17 protein-coding genes are annotated in these 18,686 nt (G+C 66.2%); 11 read left to right on the forward strand and 6 right to left on the reverse strand.

Translation table 11 applies throughout. The features are described 5' to 3' along the window. Positions 1 to 3: 3 nt before the first annotated feature. Positions 4 to 1,560, forward strand: a complete 1,557-nt coding sequence (locus tag ACZY0B_RS15385; protein WP_463764996.1) for a phytoene desaturase family protein — start codon at positions 4 to 6, stop codon at positions 1,558 to 1,560. Here the strand turns inward: ACZY0B_RS15385 and ACZY0B_RS15390 are convergent. Genes ACZY0B_RS15390 through ACZY0B_RS15400 form a run of 3 tightly spaced genes read right to left on the reverse strand, consistent with a single transcriptional unit; the run spans position 1,557 to position 4,255 of the window. Further along, the gene (locus ACZY0B_RS15390) at positions 1,557 to 1,889 is read right to left on the reverse strand and encodes a hypothetical protein (protein ID WP_463764997.1); all 333 of its coding nucleotides are present in this window, start codon (positions 1,887 to 1,889) and stop codon (positions 1,557 to 1,559) included. The genes ACZY0B_RS15385 and ACZY0B_RS15390 overlap by 4 nt on opposite strands. Next, positions 1,886 to 3,448, reverse strand: a complete 1,563-nt coding sequence (locus tag ACZY0B_RS15395) for a Rieske 2Fe-2S domain-containing protein (protein WP_463764998.1) — start codon at positions 3,446 to 3,448, stop codon at positions 1,886 to 1,888. Before ACZY0B_RS15395 ends, ACZY0B_RS15390 begins: the two co-directional genes overlap by 4 nt. A 39-nt stretch (positions 3,449 to 3,487) precedes the next feature. Further along, positions 3,488 to 4,255, reverse strand: coding sequence for a phosphotransferase (locus ACZY0B_RS15400; protein ID WP_463764999.1), 768 nt, complete (start codon positions 4,253 to 4,255; stop codon positions 3,488 to 3,490). A gap of 60 nt (positions 4,256 to 4,315) precedes the next feature. On the opposite strand from ACZY0B_RS15400, the gene ACZY0B_RS15405 reads away from it, so the two are divergent. The 7 genes from ACZY0B_RS15405 to ACZY0B_RS15435 all read left to right on the forward strand — a co-directional run bounded on the left by ACZY0B_RS15405 (position 4,316) and on the right by ACZY0B_RS15435 (position 9,941). Further along, the gene (locus ACZY0B_RS15405) at positions 4,316 to 5,083 is read left to right on the forward strand and encodes a lysophospholipid acyltransferase family protein (RefSeq protein WP_463765001.1); all 768 of its coding nucleotides are present in this window, start codon (positions 4,316 to 4,318) and stop codon (positions 5,081 to 5,083) included. A gap of 6 nt (positions 5,084 to 5,089) precedes the next feature. After that, positions 5,090 to 5,839, forward strand: coding sequence for a lysophospholipid acyltransferase family protein (locus ACZY0B_RS15410; RefSeq protein WP_463765002.1), 750 nt, complete (start codon positions 5,090 to 5,092; stop codon positions 5,837 to 5,839). 21 nt (positions 5,840 to 5,860) lie between these two features. Then, a complete protein-coding gene (locus ACZY0B_RS15415) occupies positions 5,861 to 6,646 on the forward strand; it encodes a lysophospholipid acyltransferase family protein (protein ID WP_463765003.1) in 786 nt (261 codons plus the stop codon). 45 nt (positions 6,647 to 6,691) lie between these two features. After that, a complete protein-coding gene (locus tag ACZY0B_RS15420) occupies positions 6,692 to 7,519 on the forward strand; it encodes an HAD family hydrolase (protein ID WP_463765004.1) in 828 nt (275 codons plus the stop codon). A gap of 132 nt (positions 7,520 to 7,651) precedes the next feature. Further along, complete coding sequence (locus ACZY0B_RS15425) at positions 7,652 to 8,278, forward strand: hypothetical protein (protein ID WP_463765005.1); 627 nt, start codon at positions 7,652 to 7,654, stop codon at positions 8,276 to 8,278. After that, complete coding sequence (locus ACZY0B_RS15430) at positions 8,275 to 9,441, forward strand: glutathionylspermidine synthase family protein (protein ID WP_463765006.1); 1,167 nt, start codon at positions 8,275 to 8,277, stop codon at positions 9,439 to 9,441. Before ACZY0B_RS15425 ends, ACZY0B_RS15430 begins: the two co-directional genes overlap by 4 nt. 29 nt (positions 9,442 to 9,470) lie before the next feature. Continuing rightward, complete coding sequence (locus tag ACZY0B_RS15435; protein WP_463765007.1) at positions 9,471 to 9,941, forward strand: DUF350 domain-containing protein; 471 nt, start codon at positions 9,471 to 9,473, stop codon at positions 9,939 to 9,941. Here ACZY0B_RS15435 and ACZY0B_RS15440 read toward each other — a convergent pair. The 3 genes from ACZY0B_RS15440 to ACZY0B_RS15450 all read right to left on the reverse strand — a co-directional run bounded on the left by ACZY0B_RS15440 (position 9,938) and on the right by ACZY0B_RS15450 (position 14,707). Next, positions 9,938 to 11,854: an alanine racemase gene (locus ACZY0B_RS15440; protein WP_463765008.1), complete on the reverse strand. Its 1,917-nt coding sequence runs from the start codon at positions 11,852 to 11,854 to the stop codon at positions 9,938 to 9,940. The genes ACZY0B_RS15435 and ACZY0B_RS15440 overlap by 4 nt on opposite strands. A gap of 47 nt (positions 11,855 to 11,901) precedes the next feature. Then, the gene (locus tag ACZY0B_RS15445) at positions 11,902 to 13,548 is read right to left on the reverse strand and encodes an N-acetylmuramoyl-L-alanine amidase (RefSeq protein WP_463765009.1); all 1,647 of its coding nucleotides are present in this window, start codon (positions 13,546 to 13,548) and stop codon (positions 11,902 to 11,904) included. A gap of 142 nt (positions 13,549 to 13,690) precedes the next feature. After that, positions 13,691 to 14,707 carry a PirG gene (locus ACZY0B_RS15450; protein ID WP_463765010.1) on the reverse strand — a complete coding sequence of 339 codons (1,017 nt, stop codon included), beginning with the start codon at positions 14,705 to 14,707 and terminating at the stop codon, positions 13,691 to 13,693. 251 nt (positions 14,708 to 14,958) lie between these two features. Between ACZY0B_RS15450 and glf the strand changes: the two genes are divergently transcribed. From glf to ACZY0B_RS15465, 3 genes are read left to right on the forward strand one after another with little or no spacing between them, the layout of a single operon-like run. After that, a complete protein-coding gene (gene glf / locus ACZY0B_RS15455) occupies positions 14,959 to 16,215 on the forward strand; it encodes a UDP-galactopyranose mutase (RefSeq protein ID WP_463765011.1) in 1,257 nt (418 codons plus the stop codon). A gap of 48 nt (positions 16,216 to 16,263) precedes the next feature. Next, complete coding sequence (locus ACZY0B_RS15460; protein WP_463765012.1) at positions 16,264 to 18,174, forward strand: glycosyltransferase; 1,911 nt, start codon at positions 16,264 to 16,266, stop codon at positions 18,172 to 18,174. Continuing rightward, a complete protein-coding gene (locus tag ACZY0B_RS15465; protein ID WP_463765013.1) occupies positions 18,167 to 18,685 on the forward strand; it encodes a phosphatase PAP2 family protein in 519 nt (172 codons plus the stop codon). Before ACZY0B_RS15460 ends, ACZY0B_RS15465 begins: the two co-directional genes overlap by 8 nt. The last annotated feature ends 1 nt before the right edge of the window (position 18,686 follow it).

Genomic DNA, 18,686 nt, shown 5'->3' on the forward strand with positions numbered 1-18,686 from the left:
GATATGACTGGTTATGACGCGATAGTTATCGGTGCAGGGCATAACGGGCTGACCGCGGCCGTGCTGCTGCAGAAGGCGGGACTGCGCACCCTGTGCCTGGACCCCAAGCTCTACGCGGGCGGCATGGCTTCCACCGTCGAGCTTTTCGACGGATACCAGTTCGAGATCGCCGGTTCGGTGCTATTCCCGACCTCGTCCAAGGTGGTCAACGAGCTGGGCCTGGACGCCATACCGACGATCGACTTGGATGTGATGTCGGTGGCAGTGCGCGGTGTCGGCGACGATCCGCTGATTCAGTACAGCGATCCCATCAAGCTGTTCACCCACCTCAACGAGGTGCACGGGGCGGACGCCGTCAACGGGATGGCGGGGCTGATGGGATGGGCCCAAGCGCCGACCCGCGCGTTGGGCCGATTCGAAGCCGGAATGCCGCCCAAGAGCATCGACGAGATGTATGCCTGTGCCACAAATGAATTCGAGCGCTCGGCAATCGATGACATGCTATTCGGATCGGTCACCGACGTGTTGGACCGCTACCTGCCCGACCGCGAGAAGCACGGCGCGATCCGCGGCTCGATGACCGTACTGGCCGTCAACACGCTTTACCGCGGGCCGTCCACGCCGGGTAGCGCGGCGGCACTCGCGTTCGGACTCGGCGTTCCCGATGGGGACACCATGCAGATGAAGAAGCTGCGCGGTGGCATCGGCGCGCTCACCACGCATCTGCGCGAGGTGCTGGAGAGCCATGGTGGTGAAGTTCGGTTGCGTACCAAGGTGACCGAGATTCTCGTCGCCGACGGGCGGGTGACCGGAGTGCGCACCGAGGCGGCGGAGACGTTGAACTCCCCGATCGTCGTCTCCGGTATTGCGCCGGATGTCACCCTCAACGAGATGATCGATCCCGCGGCGCTGCCCGCCGATATCCGGGAACGCTACGCGCGCATCGACCACCGCGGCAGCTACCTGCAGATGCACTTCGCGCTGGACGAGGCCCCCGAATTCGCCGCGCCGTATGAGGCCCTCAATGAGCCGGCCATGCAGGCCTCGATCGGACTGTTCTGCACGCCGGAAGAAGTCCAGCAACAGTGGGAGGACGCCCGGCGCGGAATCGTTCCGGCCGATCCGACCGTCGTGTTGCAGATCCCGTCGCAGAACGACCCGGACCTGGCGCCCGAGGGCAAGCATGCCGCGTCCGCGTTCGCGCTGTTCTTCCCGATCGAGGGCGACGTGGATTACGGGCAGGCGAAGGTCGAAATGGGTCAGCGGGTGATCGACAAGATCACCCGGCTCGCACCGAATTTCGAGCGCAGCATCATCCGGCACACCACCTTCACGCCCCGCCATATGGGTGTGATGTTCGGCGCCCCGGGCGGCGACTACTGCCACGGCCTGTTGAATGCGAATCAGATCGGCCCGAACCGGCCAGGGCCGAAAGGCTATCTGGGTCAACCGATTCCGATCAAGGGGTTGTACCTGGGCAGTGCGGGTTGTCACGGTGGCCCGGGGATCACGTTCACCCCGGGTTACAACGCCGCTCGCGCGGCGCTGGAAGACCGCTAGCCGAACCGCGCCAGTAGCGCGTCCAGCACGGCGAGGAATTCGTCCGGGCGCGCCGGGGTGAATGCCGGACTCGGCCGGGTCCCCGGAACGTCCAGCGTGATCAGCGTCGACTTCAGTGGGCGCTGCACGTCCAGCGGCAGCCAATAGCGCGGGTCGGTGCCGCCCCAGAAGGTGAACCGGGCCGTGAACCAGCCCAGCGACTGGGCTTTGTAGCCACGAATCGCGTCCAGTGCGATGATCTTCGACGTGCCGGACGGAAAGTGGTAGCGGCGCAATGTGATCGCCGTGCGGTCGAGTTGCACCGCGCCGTCGTCGTAGGTGTCGCTCATGTGCGGCGGCTCCGCAGCTGGTGACCGCGGGTAGTCAGGCAGCGTCCGTCTTCCAGCCGCCATTGCCAGCCATGCAGATTGCAAGTCAGCGTGCCGTCTTCTACCACACCGAATTTCGACAGGTCGGCTTTGAGGTGCGGACAACGACGCTGCATCTCCCAGCCATCCATCGTGATCGATGCGGAGTCGTCGTGGGTCTCGGCGAACCAGCCGTCGGCGTAGGCGATCCGCTCGTCGGTCAGGCACTTGAAGAACGTGTAGAGGTATTCGTTGTAGCCGCCGACCCGCCACGCCTGGAAGCGTGTGGACAAGAAGATGGTGTTGACCCAGTCCGGTTCACCATCGCGCAGCACGGTGCGCACCAATTCCGGCGCGACGGCGAAGCCGTAGCGGATCTTCTCGTGGGGAATGCGTTCGCGCACTGTTCGTTTCGGGAAGTCGAGAACGACGGTCTCGGGGCCGATCACCAGTTCGACGGGATAGCCGATGCCGTCGCAGATCTCGTTGCTTTGCAGCATGATCGGCTCGAACAGTGCCCGCAGCGGTTCCAGCAACGGCTCTCCGGTCGCGGGAGCCCAGCTGGCGCGCTCGGCGGCCAGGACCGGCGCCATCCGGTCGGCGAAGTCGGCGATATACGCCGCCTTGCCGGTAGTGAAAATGGCCTCCACCTCGTCCAGCGGCAGCGGGTGCTGTAGTGAATTCAAGGACGTGCCAGTGAAATCGGCGACCGAACCGGGAATCATCAGCAGGCCTCCGAACCGGTCACCGTCGTGCCCGTGGCGGCGCATCTGGTCCAGGAACACCATCTGGTCGGGGAAGATGTTGGCCGGATCGCCGTGGTCGTCGTTGAGGTGACGCAACTCGGGGTCCAAAAAGCAGGGCGGTCCCGCCGACGGCACCACCCAGGTCGCGTCCACTTGGGCGATGTACTGGCGAGCGCGATCCATTCCGCGCTGCCGTTTCTGGGTGCCGAACGACTCTTTGGCCCGGGCCGGCATGTCGTAGACCATCGGGTACCAGATCGCGCCGGAGTACTGCAGCAGGTGCACATCGATGTGCCCGAACTCGCCTGCCAGCATGTCCAGATCGACCGGCCGGGCGTCGTTCATGTTGAAAAGCGTTGTCGTGCCATCGGAAACGACGAGGGCCGAGTCGCCGATCGGGCCATCGGCGGGCGCCCGCAGTGCGATGACCATGATGTCGAGGTCGCCCTTGGGCCCGCTGACCCGGTGCTTGATTGAGTCGCTGGTCTCGAAGAAGCGGTGAAACCCCAGTTTTTCCAGCTCATTTCGAAGATCCGGCACCGGGAAGTCGGGCAGCAGCACCACCGCGTCCTTGTTGACGTGATCGTGCAGATGCTTCGCGTCGAAGTGGTCCTTGTGCAGGTGCGAGACGTACAGATAGTCGCAGTCGCCGAGAGTGTCCCAGTCCAGCGCGGTGTTGTCCGGGAACGGGAACCACGACGCGAAGTAGGCCGGGTTCACCCAGGGGTCGCACAGAATGCTGCCCGCCTGGGTTTGGATCAGAAATCCTGCGTGGCCTACGCTCGTGACCTGCACAAATGCCCTTTCGAATGGTTCGGGTGACTCGCTACGAGCTTAGCGTGAGGTGCTAGCTGAGCTGCTATCCGAGGCCTGCCACAGCCGCCGGTAGTAGTCGATGCGTGCCGGGTCCGGTTCCACGCCGTAGGCGGTGAAGAACTCCGCCTCCCACCCCCGGCCGGGATAGTTCCAGCCCAACGAGAGCGTCGCCACCGCGAGATCGGCCCAACGGTCGGCCACGCCGAGTTCGCCGAAGTCGACATGCCCGCAGCACCGACCGTCGTCGTCGATCAGGGTGTTGGGGGCACACGCGTCGCCGTGACAGACGACGAGCCGATCGACCGGCGGCGGCTCGCCCAGGCGTAACCGGGCGGCGGGGGACAGCGCGGCCAGCCTGCTGGTCGTCGACCACTCGAAAGGGCATGTGCGCGTCGGTAATCCGTCGTGCAGTTCGCGCAGCCCCGCGCCGATCGCAGGCACCGCGACGTCGGGGGCCGCCAGCCAGCGAGGGTGCACCGCGGACCGGCCCGGCAATCCACGGGTGTGCAGCCAGGCCCGGTCTCCGTCGGGACCCGAATCCACCCCCAGCCCGAGCACCTGCGGCACCGCCACGTAACGGGCCGCCCAGCGCAGCCGCCGTGCTTCCCCGGCAAAGTCGGTGCCACCTGCGTCAGCCACCTTGACGAACTCGCCAGTGGAGCCGCCCGACCCCAGCCGGAACGTCACCCCGCCCTCCTCGTTGACCCAGACCGCGCGCACGGGCCGGCCGTCGGCGAACCCGTCAACGATCGCGGGCACCGGCGGCTGCGACGACGGGAAACTCACGGATCACCTCTTTTCAACACTTCAGACGGCTCACAGGCGGTAGCACTAGGCTGACAAGCTGTGGAACCCGCATACGGCACTGCGATCCTGCTCGCTCGCACGATCTGGCGCATGCAGGGCCTGAAGATCACCGTCGGGGGCGTCGAAAATCTACCGACCAGCGGCGGTGCGGTCATCGCGATCAACCACACCGGCTACCTCGACTTCACCTTCGCCGGCCTTCCCGCCTACAAGCAGGGTCTCGGACGCAAAGTGCGGTTCATGGCCAAGCAAGAGGTGTTCGACTCCAAGATCACCGGGCCGATCATGCGCAGTCTGCGGCACATCCCGGTGGATCGGCAGGACGGGGCCGCGTCCTACGAGGCGGCCGTCCGAAACCTCAAGGACGGTGAGCTGGTCGGGGTCTATCCCGAAGCGACCATCAGCCGCAGCTTCGAGATCAAGGAATGCAAGAGCGGCGCCGCGCGGATGGCGGTGGAGGCCGGGGTGCCGATCGTCCCGCACATCGTGTGGGGCGCCCAGCGGATCTGGACCAAGGACCACCCGAAAAAGCTCGGTCGCCCGAAGGTGCCGATCATGGTGCTGGTCGGCGAGCCGATCGAACCGACACTGGGCGTGCCGGAGTTGCGGGGGCTGCTGCATTCGCGGATGCAGCATTTGCTGGAGCGCGCGCAAGAACAGTACGGACCCCACCCGGCCGGTGAGTTCTGGGTGCCGCGCCGGTTAGGCGGCGGCGCCCCGTCGTTGGCTGATGCCGCGCGCCTCGACGCCGAGGAGGCGGCCGCGCGGGCGGCTCGGCGGGCCCAGGCCGCGGGGGCGCCGGAGTAACAGCCGATGGCGGAGCCGACCTATTGCACGTGCGAGATGCTGGCGCAGGCGGTCGTCTTGGCCTCTGGCACCAGGATCAGCTACGTCGGGGTCGAGAACATCCCCGAGCGCGGGGGCGCGGTGGTCGCCATCAATCACACCAGCTACGTCGACTGGCTCCCGGCCGGGCTGGCCATGCGCCGCCGCGGCCGTCGGCTGCGGTTCATGATCAAGGCCGAGATGCAGGAGGTGAAGGTGGTCAACTTCCTGATCAAGCGGACTGGCACCATTCCGGTGGACCGCAACGCCGGGTCGGGCGCCTTCACGATGGCCGTGCAGCGGCTACGCGAGGGAGAGCTGGTCGGGGTTTATCCGGAGGCCACCATCAGCCGCAGCTTCGAGCTCAAGGAGTTCAAGACGGGCGCCGCCCGGATGGCCCGCGAAGCGGACGTCCCGATCGTCCCGATCGTCGTGTGGGGTGCGCAACGGATCTGGACCAAGGACCATCCGCGACGGCTCGGCCGCCACAAGGTGCCGATCATCGTGCAGGTCGGCCCGCCGTTGTATGCCGCCGACGACATCGCGCAGACCGACGCGGCGCTGCGCGACGCGATGACCAAGCTGCTCCACGAGGCGCAGCAGCAGTATCCGCACCAGGCCGGACAATATTGGGTGCCACACCGGCTGGGCGGGGCGGCACCGACGTTGGCCGCTGCGGCTCGGATCGAGGCTGACGAGGCCGCGGCGCGGGCAGCGAACCGTACCCCGCGCCAGTAGCCTTAGAGCGGAGGAGAAGACATGGCAGAGCCGTTCTACCGGTTCGGGGAGTTGATCGTTCCCTCGCTCGTCGCGATGAACGGGACCAAATTCACTTTCCACGGGCTCGAAAACATTCCGCAACGAGGCGGTGCCCTGCTTGCGCAGAACCACACCAGCTACCTGGACTGGCTACCGTCGCTGTTCGCCGCGCGGGAGCGGAACCGGCGCATGTACTTCATGATCAAGGCCGAGATGGCCGACGTGAAGGCCGTCGACTATGTGATCAAGCACGCCAGGCTGATTCCGGTGGACCGCCGCAACGGCCACGACGCTTTCGCGTCAGCCGTGCAACGGCTGCGAGCGGGCGAGCTGATCGGGACGCACCCCGAGGCCACCATCAGCCGCAGTTTCGAACTCAGGGAATTCAAGTCCGGGGCAGCGCGGATGGCCTTGGAGGCACAGGTGCCGCTCATCCCGGTGATTGTCTGGGGTGCGCACCGGATTTGGCCTAAAGACCATCCAAAGAAGGTGTTCCGCAACAAGGTTCCGATCACTGTGTCCGTCGGCAGGCCGATCCCGCCGCACGGGAGCGTCGAGCAACTCAACGCCAGGCTGCGTCAAGCCATGAACGACTTGCTCTACCGGGTGCAGGAGGAGTATCCGCACCCGAAGGGGGAGTTCTGGGTACCGCGGCGGCTGGGCGGCTCCGCGCCGACCCGGGACGACTCCCAGGCGATCCGGCTGGTCGAGTTACAAGACCGAACGCGTAGGTACGGGACCGACGGGGTGACCCGGCCGGGAGAGATGCAAAGCGGACGGCATTGACGAGCGCGGCCGGCTGGACGGGCGGATCGGCTCAGTGACAGCTCAATGACGGCGCCGACTTCGAGGCCGGCGCTCATCGCGTGCGACGTCGACGGCACCTTGTTCGACGACGACGAAACCATCACCCCGCGCACTCGCGAGGCCGTGCGTGCCGCCGTCGCCGCCGGTGCCAAATTCGTTGTGGCAACCGGTCGCCCGCCCCGCTGGATACGTCCCATCGTGGACGAGCTGGGGTTCGCGCCGATGGCGGTGTGCGCCAACGGCGCCGTCGTCTACGACCCCGCCAACGATCGGGTGGTCTCGGCGCGCACGCTGCCCGTCGACGCCCTGGCCGAATTGGCCGAGCTCGCAATGCGCGTCATCCCGGGCGCCGGCCTGGCGGTGGAGCGGATCGGTCAAAGCGCCCACGACACGGCGACCCCGCAGTTCGTCAGTTCGCCGGGCTATGAGCACGCGTGGCTGAACCCGGACAACACCGAGGTGTCGATCGACGATCTGCTCAGTGCGCCGGCGATCAAGCTGTTGATCCGGCAGGCGGGTGCCCGCAGCGCCGACATGGCCGCCGCACTCGCCAAGCACGTCGGTGTCGAGGGCGACATCACCTACTCCACCAATAACGGGCTGGTGGAGATAGTGCCGCTGGGAATCAGCAAGGCCACCGGCATCGAAGAGATCGCCAAGCCGCTGGAGATCGTCAGCGACCAGGTGGTGGCGTTCGGGGACATGCCCAACGACCTCCCGATGCTGCGGTGGGCCGGTCATGGAGTGGCGATGGGCAATGCTCACCCCGAGGTACTCGCCGCCGCCAACGAGGTCACCGCGCGCAACAGCGACGACGGCGTGGGACGCGTCCTGGAACGTTGGTGGGGCTAGCCGACCGCGTCGGTGCTGACATCTGCCGAAGGCGTAGCAAATGTGGCAGACTGCCCGCGTGCCCGCCTTCCCTCATCACGCGTTCGCTTGGTTGACGGGTGATGGCGCTGTCCGCGGCGACAAGGACCGGTAGTGGCGTCGGAAGAAGAGCCGCCGAAGGGCGGCGAGCCCGCGGACGATAAGTCCGAGCCGGTCAAGCAAACCGGCGAAGGTGAGGCCGAGCAACCCGCAGACGAGGACGAGTACCCGTCCGGCGGCAGCATCGAGTTCCAGGATGCGACGACCAAGCCGCGGCCGCCGACACCCGCCGAACTGCGGGCGCGGGACAAGTACGCCAAGAAGCAGAAGGAACTCGAAGAGGCACGCGTCGCGGCCGAGGCCAAACAGCGCCACCAGCGCCGTGTGTTGATGGGTGCCGCGGCCGCCGTCGGCGTGGTGGGTCTGGTGGCCGGCCTTGGCTATTGGATGCTTTCGACACCCGACGTCACCGCTCAGTGCGTCCAGGAAGACGCCAACGGTCAGCCGGTGATCGTGCCGGACAGCTACTGCACCGGACATACCGAAGGCCTGAACGGGTTCTTCTTCTACGGCGGGCACCAGTACCACTACTACTACGGCAGCTCCGGGTCGGTGGGTTCGCGGCCGAGCGGCGGATCGACCGTCGCGCCCAAGGGCGCCAACATCACCACCAAGTCGGGCACCAGCATTTCGCGCGGCGGCCTGGGCGGATCGTCCCCGGGGAAGAGCAGCGGCTCGTGAAGCGCGTGCGGCAGCGGCCGCGGCCGAACTGGCAGAGGACCGTGGAATCGCAAGGCATGGTGTACGGGGCTCCGGCGCGCGACGCGAGGGGCCGCGACCGGCCGTATTGGGACGAATCGGTGCACTACGAGTTCGACATGGACGAGATCCTGGCGCTGGAAGCCGATGTCGAACTGCTGCATTCGATGTGCCTGAACGCCGTCGAGCAGGTGGTCCTGCTGGAGCGCTACGCGGATTTCGGTCTGCCGGAATGGAGTTGGCAGCCGATCGCCGAATCATGGCGCCGTTCCGACCCACATGTCTACGGGCGCTTCGACTTGCGTTACGACGGGCGACGGCCCGCGGTGCTGCTCGAGTATAATGCCGATACACCCACGACACTGCTGGAAGCCGCTATCCTGCAATGGTATTGGCTCAAGGATGTCGCGCCCGGCGACGACCAGTGGAACTCATTGCATGAGCAGCTGGTCGATCGCTGGAAGCAGCTGCGAGATCTGCTGCCCAGCGACGAGTTGCACTTGAGCTGGTCGGGCGTGGAAGCCACCGGTGAAGACCAGATCACCACCACCTACATGCAGGAAACCGCTGCGGAAGCGGGTTTTCAGACCGTTGGGCTCACGATCGAGGACCTCGGCTGGGACTCCGCCCTGGAGCGCTTCGTCGATCTGGAAGAGTCGCAGATTCACGCGGTCTTCAAGCTCTACCCGTGGGAGTGGGTGCTCGACGACGAGTTCGGTAAGCACGTGGTGTCCAGCCTGCCGCAGACGGCGTGGATCGAACCGCTGTGGAAGATGTTGCTGTCCAACAAGGCGATTCTGGGTGTGCTGTGGGAGATGTATCCCGGGCATCCAAATCTGTTGCCCGCCTACATCGACGATCCACACGAGCTGACCGAATACGTCCGTAAACCCAAGCTCGGGCGGGAAGGCGCGAACATCAGCGTCGTCGGCGCTGGCATGGAGACCGCCACCGGCGGCGTATACGGCGAAGAGGGATACGTCTATCAGTTGCTGGACCCGCTGCCGGAATTCGACGACATGCGTCCTGCGTTGGGTGCCTGGATCGTCGGCGATTCGGCGGCCGGGCTCGGCATCCGCGAGACCGCGGGGCTGATCACCGACGACGGCGCAGCCTTTGTCCCACACCGGATCCCCCAGAAGTGAACTTCTGAGCAAGTGAACGGAGTTGATCGATGACAACCACCATCGTGGCGCTGAATTCGGGCTATTGGGACCAGGGCTATTGGGCGGTGCTCGGCCGTGGCGCGGGTGCCATTGTCTTGTACGCCATCGTCGGCCTGGTGCTGATGCTGGTCGGGTTCTATGCCATCGACCTGACCACGCCGGGGCCGCTGCGCAGGATGGTCAACATGGGAAAGCCGAACGCGATCGTGGTGTCCGCCGCCGGCATCGTCAGCATGGCGCTGATCGTGGTGCTGGCGATCTACTCGTCGTCCGGAAAGCTGGTCGAAGGGCTGGTGGGGTCGGCGGTCTTCGGTCTGGTCGGCATCATCGCCCAGGTGGTGATGATGCGGATCGCGACGATGGTGATCGGCATCGACATGGACGCGCTGTTCCACGCCGACGAATTCAACTATGAGGCACTGATGGTGGCCGCCGCGCAGGTCGCGCTGGGCATCGTGGTGGCGGTCGCGATTCTCTAACGATCCCGCAGGCTTTTCGGCGGCATGGTGGATGCAACCAACGAGTCCGCGTCGACGGTGCGGGGCCGGTACGGCAGCGTCGGCAATCGCGCCGACATCAGCGCGACTGGATTGTCCTGGGTTTCGGCCAGCCCGGAGAGAAACGCCCATTCATGCTCGTCGCTGCCGAAATAGACGACGGTGCCGAAGGTTTCACGGAAGCGCTGCCAGGACAGGTGCAGCGACTCGTTGCGCCACAGCGTCGGGCAACCGGCCTGAGCGACGACCACACGACTGATGTCGCGGCAGCGCTGCAGGAACTCGGTGTCGTAGAGCCGGTTGTGTTGGGCGGGTTCGGTCCGCTCGTCGGGCAGGTCGATGACCGCGACGTCGTATGACGTGGTGGATTGCTCGACGAATTCCCAGCCGTCGCAGTAGTGCACGGCGATCGGGCCGAATCCTGTTTCCGCTCTGTGCAGTTCGTCCATTGTGTAGCCGTAGGGGAGGTGCTGTGCGCACAGCCGGACCGCTTCGCGATCGATGTCGACGTGGTCGACCCGGGTGGCGCCCGCCGATACCGCCAGCTGGCTGACGACGCCCTCGCCCGACCCGATGACGAGCACGCGGTCGATGTCGCCGGCCAGCAGCAGCGCCGGCACCAACAGAGCCTCGTGATAGACGAGCTGGCTGAATTCGGTGCTCTGCCGTTCGCCGTCACTGAATAATGCGATGCCTTGGTGGCTGCGGCCGATCACCAGGTTCTGGAACCCGGTGTCCACGTCGCAGATGACGTCAGAGAGGTGCCAGCTTCGGGTCAGACCCGGCGCCAGCGATTCGACGATATCCCGGCCTTCGTTGGGCGAATCCGTGAAATACGTTGGCAGCGTCGGAAAGCCATTGAAATCCACCGAGGCGTAGCTCGCGGTGTAGGCGCCGGCGTCGTCGATCTCGACCCGGTCGCCGGCTCGCAGCGTCACCGGAAGTGGATAGCTTCCATACAGCACGTCGTCGCCGTCGCAGGTCGGCCCGGCGACGACCGCGTCATCCATCCGATCGGCATCGCGGTCGGTCCGCAGCCGGTACCGGATGTACTCGTTCTCCGTCTCGGCCAGACCGCCATAGCGGCCGATGTCGAGGTACACCCAGCGACGGGCATCGGTGCCGGTACGCACCGACACCACCTCGCAGCTGATCGTGCCCGCCGAACCCGCGATCAACCGTCCGGGTTCGACGGCCAACTGTGGCGGGTTCGCGCCGAAATACCGGGCCAGCGCCGACGTGATGGCGTCGGTGACAACGTCTAGATCGGGTGCGCCGACCGCATATGCCAGCGGGTAGCCGCCGCCGACATTGATCGTGCTGAGCTCTCCCACTGCATCAAAAATCGATGCGGCACACCGTATTCCCAGCTCCCATGCCCCGGGGTCGAGCTGCTGCGAGCCGACGTGAAAGCACACGCCTTCGGCACGAAGTCCTAGTTGCTGGGCGTGCTCCAGCAACCCCGCGGCGGCATCCGGAGCGCAGCCGAACTTGTGTCCGAATGGCGTCACCGACGACGGAAAGTCCGGTGCGATACGGCATTCCACCGCTGCGCCCGGGGCATGCTCGGCGATGGCCGTCATGCCCTGCTCGCTGTCGAACGCGAACCGCCGAACCCCGCGCGCATATGCCCGGGCAATGTCGGCGGCCTTCTTGACGGTGTTTCCGAACGTCAGCAGACGGCCATCGATGCCGGCGGAGTCGCAGGTGTCGATCTCGCCGACCGATGCGACGTCGAATGCGGAGCCCTCCGCCGCCAGCAGACGCAGGATCTTTTCGGCCGGGTTCGCCTTGACCGCGTAGCGGATCTGCGCCCCGGGCAGTGCGGCGCGCAGTGCCCGGAAGTTCTTGCGCACCTGGCCAAGATCGATGCTCAGATACGGTGTCTCGGGCACAGGTCGCAGACTAGTACGCGCCGCGGCGCCGTGCTCGGGGCCGTCGGTCAGGCGTCCGGGTGCGTCGGTAACGAGAAGTGTTCCGGCGGGACGCTCGGGGCGCTGGGGCTTTGTGACGAGAGCGGTGTGGTGATGCCGTCGAGGACCTCGTTGACGTCCCCGGTCAGGCGGTTGTAGTTCAGTGTTCCGTGCTGGAAGTTCTGCGTGATCTGCAGCGGCTCTTGGATTTCGGCACTGGTCGGCAGGCCGAGCGGGCCGCGTTCGTAGCTCTGCGAGGCCCAGGCGTCATAGATCGCGCCGGTGATGGGCTGCGCTCCGGTCACTGGTGACCAGTACATGGCGCCTTTGGCGAAGGTGGAGTAGCGGCCATCGCCCTCGGCGTTGTCTTCCGGCGAGGTCGGTGCGCCGAGCACGCTGTTCATGCCGCCCATCTCCTGCCAGTGCTGGTAGATCGCGCCGCCCTCGAGCGCCTTGATCAGCTCCTCGGGCGGGTCGTTGAAATGGGATGCGATGTCCCGGATTTCGTCCATCAGCGCGTAGGCGGCGTTGCCGGGGCAGTCGGTGTTACCGACGTCGCGGTGGGTGAAGATCGTCGGCAATGTCGCGAACGCGCCGGCGGGAAACGTGGTGTAGTGGCTACCCGCGGACTCCAATGTCACCGTGCCCCTGGGGTCGACGCCGTCCAGCCCCAGGCGCCAGCCCAGCAACCGCCCGACGGCGCGAAGCTGAAGCGGAGTCGGCGGTACATTGTCGAAGTTGCCGATCATCGCGACACCCCAGGTGTTGCGGTTGAAGCCGCCGGTGTGGAAGCCCTCGACCGCCTTGGTGAGGCCGCCGGCGCTGCCCTCGAACACCTGGCCGTACTTGTCGACGAGCGCGTTGTAGGCGATGTCGCACCAGCCCAATGTCTTGCTGTGGTAGGTGTAGATGGCCTTGACGATCCCCGCCGACTCAAGCGGTGAGTAGTCGTTGCTACCCGCGGTGTGGTGGATGACGGCGGCGCGAATCCCGTTGTCGTACTGCGGACTACCGCATCGCAGTGACTCGTCGGCACCCCATTCCGCCCGGCTGATGATCGGGGGTGCCTGGCCTGGCATCAGGACTCCGGCCGGCGGCGTCCATTGCGTCTTGACCGGCGCCTGCGGCGGAGAGATCAGGATCGCGGAGATGTTCTGCCCGAAGGGCTGTTCCTTGGAGGCGGGCCGGTATCCCAGATCGTTGTCCGACGGCGGCAGCGCGGGCGGTTGGGTCACCGTGGCGTCGAGCGGCCGGGTGACCGCGATCTGCACGGTTGTCGTGGTCCCCACGAAGACCGGATCGGTGCTGCGGGGTCCTTCGGTTGGGCCGGATTCGCCACCCGACGGCTTGTTGTCGGGTGCCGCGGTCTCGTACTCGGTCTGATACCAGGGCCCCCACGAACCGTCGGGGTGCCTCGCACGCACGCGGGTCGACGTGCCGGCCAGGTCGCCGGTGAGTGCCACCAGAGAAAACGGCGTCTCCTGGGTGAGCTCACGAACCGTGACGCCGCCTCCGAGTCCGATCAGGGGCTGCTCGGTGAGTTGGGTTTCGCGTGCGGGCGGCGCGGAAACGCTGGCGCCGCGGTCGCGAGTTAAGTCCGCCACCGCCGAAACGATGACGACCGTGGCCGCGATCGCAGTAAGCAACATCGTTGGTGCGCGGCTACGGGACGACACCAGCTGATGTTACGTGTGTTTCTGGTGTTATATATGAGGCGACACGAGATTGCGCGTGTCCAAAACCACGCCTGAAACTGTTCGACGGCACCGCAGAGGTTGTGCCTCTGCGGTGCCGTCAGGTAACAGGACCCCCGAAGTTTTAGACGGGAGGCAGCGCCGGCGGGAGCGCTGCGGCCGCACCCGGCAGGGCGCCAGCGACACCCGGCAGGGCGCCAGCGGCACCCGGCAGAGCACCAGCGGCACCCGGCAGGGCGCCAGCGACACCGGGCAGAGCACCGGCGGCGCCTGGCAGGGCACCCGCGGCGCCCGGCAGGGCACCCGCGCCGCCGCGTGCCTGCATGATTGCCGGCATCAGCACGCCCTTGAGCAGGTCGATGGCCTGGCCGGCGCCCAGCTGGTTGGCGGCTTGCATCACGTCGTTGACGAGCCCGCCACCACCGCTGCTGCCGCCGGTGCCGGTACCGCCGATTGGCGATGCGCCACCCAGCGTCGACGGGTCACCCAGGATCGGGTAGGTGCCGTCGGCACCCGGGTCCATCGGTGCGCTGATCGGCACCTCACTGGGAGCACCCAGGCCGCCCGGAGTGAGGCCGGCCGGGCTGGTCAGCCCCGGGTTGGACAGAGCCGGGTTCAGACCCGCGCCAGGCATGGTCGCCATACCGGGCGTGGTCGGCATGCCGGGAGTCGGCACACCAGGCGTCAGCGCACCGGGCGCGGCACCAGGCGTCAGGCCGGGACTCGTCAGACCGGGGCTCGCCAGACCCGGGCTCGTCAAGCCCGGACTCGTCAGACCCGGAGTGCCCAGGCCGGGAGTTCCCAGACCAGGGCTGGTCAGACCCGGGCTGGTCAGACCCGTCGTCCCCAAGCCGGGAGATCCCAGACCCGGGCTCAAGCCCGTGGTGCCGGTACCAGCACCGCCAAGGGCGGGCACCGGGGGCAGGTTGATCCCGAACGAGGACAGGCCTTGAGTCAGCGCGCCCACGAGCTCGCCGGGCAGGTCGGTCATGACCGCTGCCTGCTTGAACTCGTGGTGCTCCGCTGGCTTGCTGCCAGAGGTCGACTCGTAAACAAGGAAGTAAGCGCAAGGACTCGCCACTGCCAGGGCGGCGACGGCGCTCATGGCTGTCGAGAGCTTGCGACGGCGTCGGTTCGGCACGGAAGGCTCCTCAATCTATCGGTTGTGTCGGCGTGTCCTGCCGGTCTTATCCGGTGGGAACCGCACAGAGTCGATGGTACGAGTGAGAAGGGTGTTACTAGAGTGGTGATATTGAATCGTGAGGTTATTGCGACCCTGCGCGTTACGTGTGATTCGGGTCGAGGCAAACCAGTCTCCACATGCCCGAACCGCAGGCTCTCAGCCTCGCCAAATGAGGGTACGGCCGCGGTGTCAGATACCCTAAGCAACCGATGACCGCTCGTTTTGACCTCCTCGTCGTCGGTTCCGGATTCTTCGGCCTCACCATCGCCGAGCGCGTGGCCAGTCAGCTCGGTAAGCGTGTGCTTGTCGTGGATAGACGCCCGCACATCGGTGGCAACGCCTATTCCGAACCCGAGCCGCAGACCGGGATCGAGGTACACAAGTACGGCGCCCACCTGTTCCACACCTCGAACAAGAGGGTGTGGGATTACGTGCGCCAGTTCACCGAATTCACCGGCTACCAGCACCGCGTGTTCGCCATGCACAACGGGCAGGCCTACCAGTTCCCGATGGGGCTGGGCCTGGTTTCGCAGTTCTTCGGCAAGTACTTCACCCCCGAGCAGGCCCGGCAGCTGATCGCCGAGCAGGCCGCGGAGATCGACACCGCCGATGCACAGAACCTCGAGGAGAAGGCCATCTCACTGATCGGCCGGCCGCTCTACGAGGCATTCGTCAAGGGCTACACCGCCAAGCAGTGGCAGACCGACCCGCGCGAACTGCCCGCGGCCAACATCACCCGGCTGCCGGTGCGCTACACGTTCGACAATCGCTACTTCAACGACACCTACGAGGGCCTGCCGGTCGGCGGCTACACGGCGTGGCTGGAGAAGATGGCCGACGACGACCGCATCGAGGTTCGGCTCGACACCGACTGGTTCGAAGTCCGCGACCAACTGCGGGCCGAGAGCCCCGACGCTCCCGTCGTCTACACCGGTCCGCTGGACCGCTACTTCGATTACGCCGAGGGCCGGCTCGGCTGGCGCACCCTGGACTTCGAGCTCGAGGTCTTACCCTGCGGCGACTTCCAGGGCACGCCGGTGATGAACTACAACGATCCCGATGTCCCCTACACCCGCATCCACGAATTCCGTCACTTCCACGTCGAGCGCGACTACCCGACCGACAAGACGGTGATCATGCGTGAGTACTCCCGGTTCGCCGCGGACGACGATGAGCCCTACTATCCGATTAATACCGAGGCCGACCGTGCCCTGTTGGCCGCCTATCGCGCGAGGGCGAAGTCCGAGACCGCCGCGTCGAAGGTACTGTTCGGCGGGCGGTTGGGCACCTATCAGTATCTGGATATGCACATGGCGATTGCCAGCGCACTGAACATGTACGACAACACCCTGGCGCCACACCTGCGCGACGGCGCCGCTCTATTGGATGAGCCGGCTCCTCCGCAGGCCGAAAGACGGCCCGCTTCGTCGCCGGCCGAAGTCGAAGAGGAAGGCGCGCGCGGATAGCGCGCCGGCGACGATGCAGAGCAAAGCGATGAGGAGGAGTGGCGCCTAATGACCGCCGTGAGCTTGCTGTCCCGAATCATCTTGCCGCGTCCGGGAGAACCGCTCGACGTTCGCAAGCTCTACCTCGAGGAGTCGACCACCAACTCCCGGCGTGCGCATGCGACCGGGCGCACCTCGCTGGAGATCGGCAAGGAGTCCGAGGTCTCGTTCGCCACGTACTTCAATGCCTTCCCGGCGAGCTATTGGCGCCGCTGGTCGATCTGCAAATCGGTGGTGCTGCGCGTCGAGCTGACCGGAACCGGACGCGTCGACCTGTACCGGACCAAGGCCACCGGGGTGCGGATCTCGGTGGAGGGCCGCCAGTTCGTCGGCACCGAAGATCAGCCGGCCGTCGTCGAGATCGAGGTGCCACTCAAGTCGTTCGAGGACGGCGGCTGGATTTGGTTCGACATCACCACCGACACCGCGGTCAGCTTGGTGAGCGGAGGTTGGTACGCGACCGAACCCGCTCCGGGCACGGCCGACATCGCCGTCGGTATCCCGACGTTCAACCGCCCCGCCGACTGCGTCAACGCGCTGGCCGACCTCACCGCAGATCCGTTGGTGGACAAGGTAATCGGTGCGGTGATCGTTCCGGACCAGGGCGGCCGCAAGGTGCGTGATCACCCGGACTTTCCGGCGGCGGCGGCGGGTCTGGGTAATCGACTCTCCATCCACGACCAGCCCAACCTCGGCGGTTCCGGTGGCTACAGCCGGGTGATGTACGAGGCGCTGAAAAACACTGACTGCCAACAGATCCTGTTCATGGACGACGACATCCGCATCGAACCGGACACGATCCTGCGGGTGCTGGCGATGAACCGCTTCGCCAAGACGCCGATGTTGATCGGCGGTCAGATGCTCAACCTGCAGGAGCCGTCGCACCTGCACATCATGGGGGAGGTCGTCAACCAGTCGAACTTCATGTGGACCGCCGCGCCGCATGCCGAGTACGACCACGACTTCGCCCAATTCCCGTTGGGCGACAACAACGATCGCAGTGCGCTGCTGCACCGGCGCATCGACGTCGACTTCAACGGGTGGTGGACGTGCATGATCCCACGGCAGGTCGCTGAGGAGCTGGGCCAGCCGCTGCCGCTGTTCATCAAATGGGACGACGCCGAATACGGCCTGCGCGCCGGCGAGCACGGCTACCCGACGGTCACGCTGCCCGGCGCCGCGATCTGGCACATGGCCTGGAGCGACAAGGACGACGCCATCGACTGGCAGGCCTACTTCCACCTGCGCAACCGGCTGGTGGTCGCGGCCATGCACTGGGACGGCGACATCACCGGTCTGGTCCGTAGCCATCTCAAGGCGACACTGAAACACCTTGCGTGCCTTGAATATTCAACCGTCGTGATCCAGAACAGGGCCATCGACGACTTCCTCGCCGGCCCGGAGCACATCTTCTCGATTCTGGAATCGGGGCTGCCGGAAGTGCATCGGCTGCGCAAGGAGTACCCGGACGCCGTCGTGCTGCCGGCGGCCAGCGAGCTGCCCCCACCGTTGCACCAGAGCAAGGCGATGAAGCCGCCGGTGAACCCGGTATCCATCGGTTACCGGCTGGCCCGGGGCATATTGCACAACGCCACCAAGGCCGATCCGGAAAGCCACCAGCGCCCGGAGTTCAACGTGCCGACCCAGGACGCGCGCTGGTTCCGGCTGTGCACCGTCGACGGCGTCACCGTCACCACCGCCGACGGGTGCGGCGTGGTGTACCGGCAGCGGGATCGGCGCAAGATGTTCACGCTGCTGCTGCAATCGCTGCGCCGCCAGCGTCAGCTGGTGAGCCGGTTCGACGAGATGCGCCGGGTGTACCGCGACGCGCTGCCGGTGCTGTCCAGCAAGCAGAAGTGGGAGACGGTGCTGCTGCCGCAGACAAGTCAGCCGACCAAACCAGAATCGCAACATGCCTGAATCGGCGCCGCGCGGCGAAGTCGCCGCGATGGTGGCCGTGCAGTCGGCACTGGCCGACCGGCCCGGGGTGTTGGCCATCGCCCGTGGAATGTCCCACTTCGGCGAGCACAGCGTCGGTTGGCTGATCGTGGAGATGGTCGGTGCGTTGTTGATGGAGCGCCGACGCCGGGAATGGCTGGTGGCCGCCGGTGGTACGTTCGTCGCCCACGCGGCCGCCGTGCTGATCAAGCGGGTGGTGCGCCGTAAACGCCCGCATCATCCGGCCGTCGCGGTCAATGTCGGCACCCCAAGCCAACTGAGCTTCCCGTCCGCGCATGCCACCTCCACCACGGCCGCGGCCGTTTTGATGGGCCGGGCGACCGGGCTGCCGCTGCCGGCGCTGCTGGTTCCGCCGATGGCGCTGTCACGGATACTGCTGGGCGTGCACTATCCCAGCGACGTTGCTTTCGGCGTGGCGCTCGGCGCCGCGGTCGCCCGCCTTGCACTCTGGCTCGATAGAAAGTCGAGATAGG

This window comes from Mycobacterium sp. IDUB_19 (assembly GCF_055419445.1).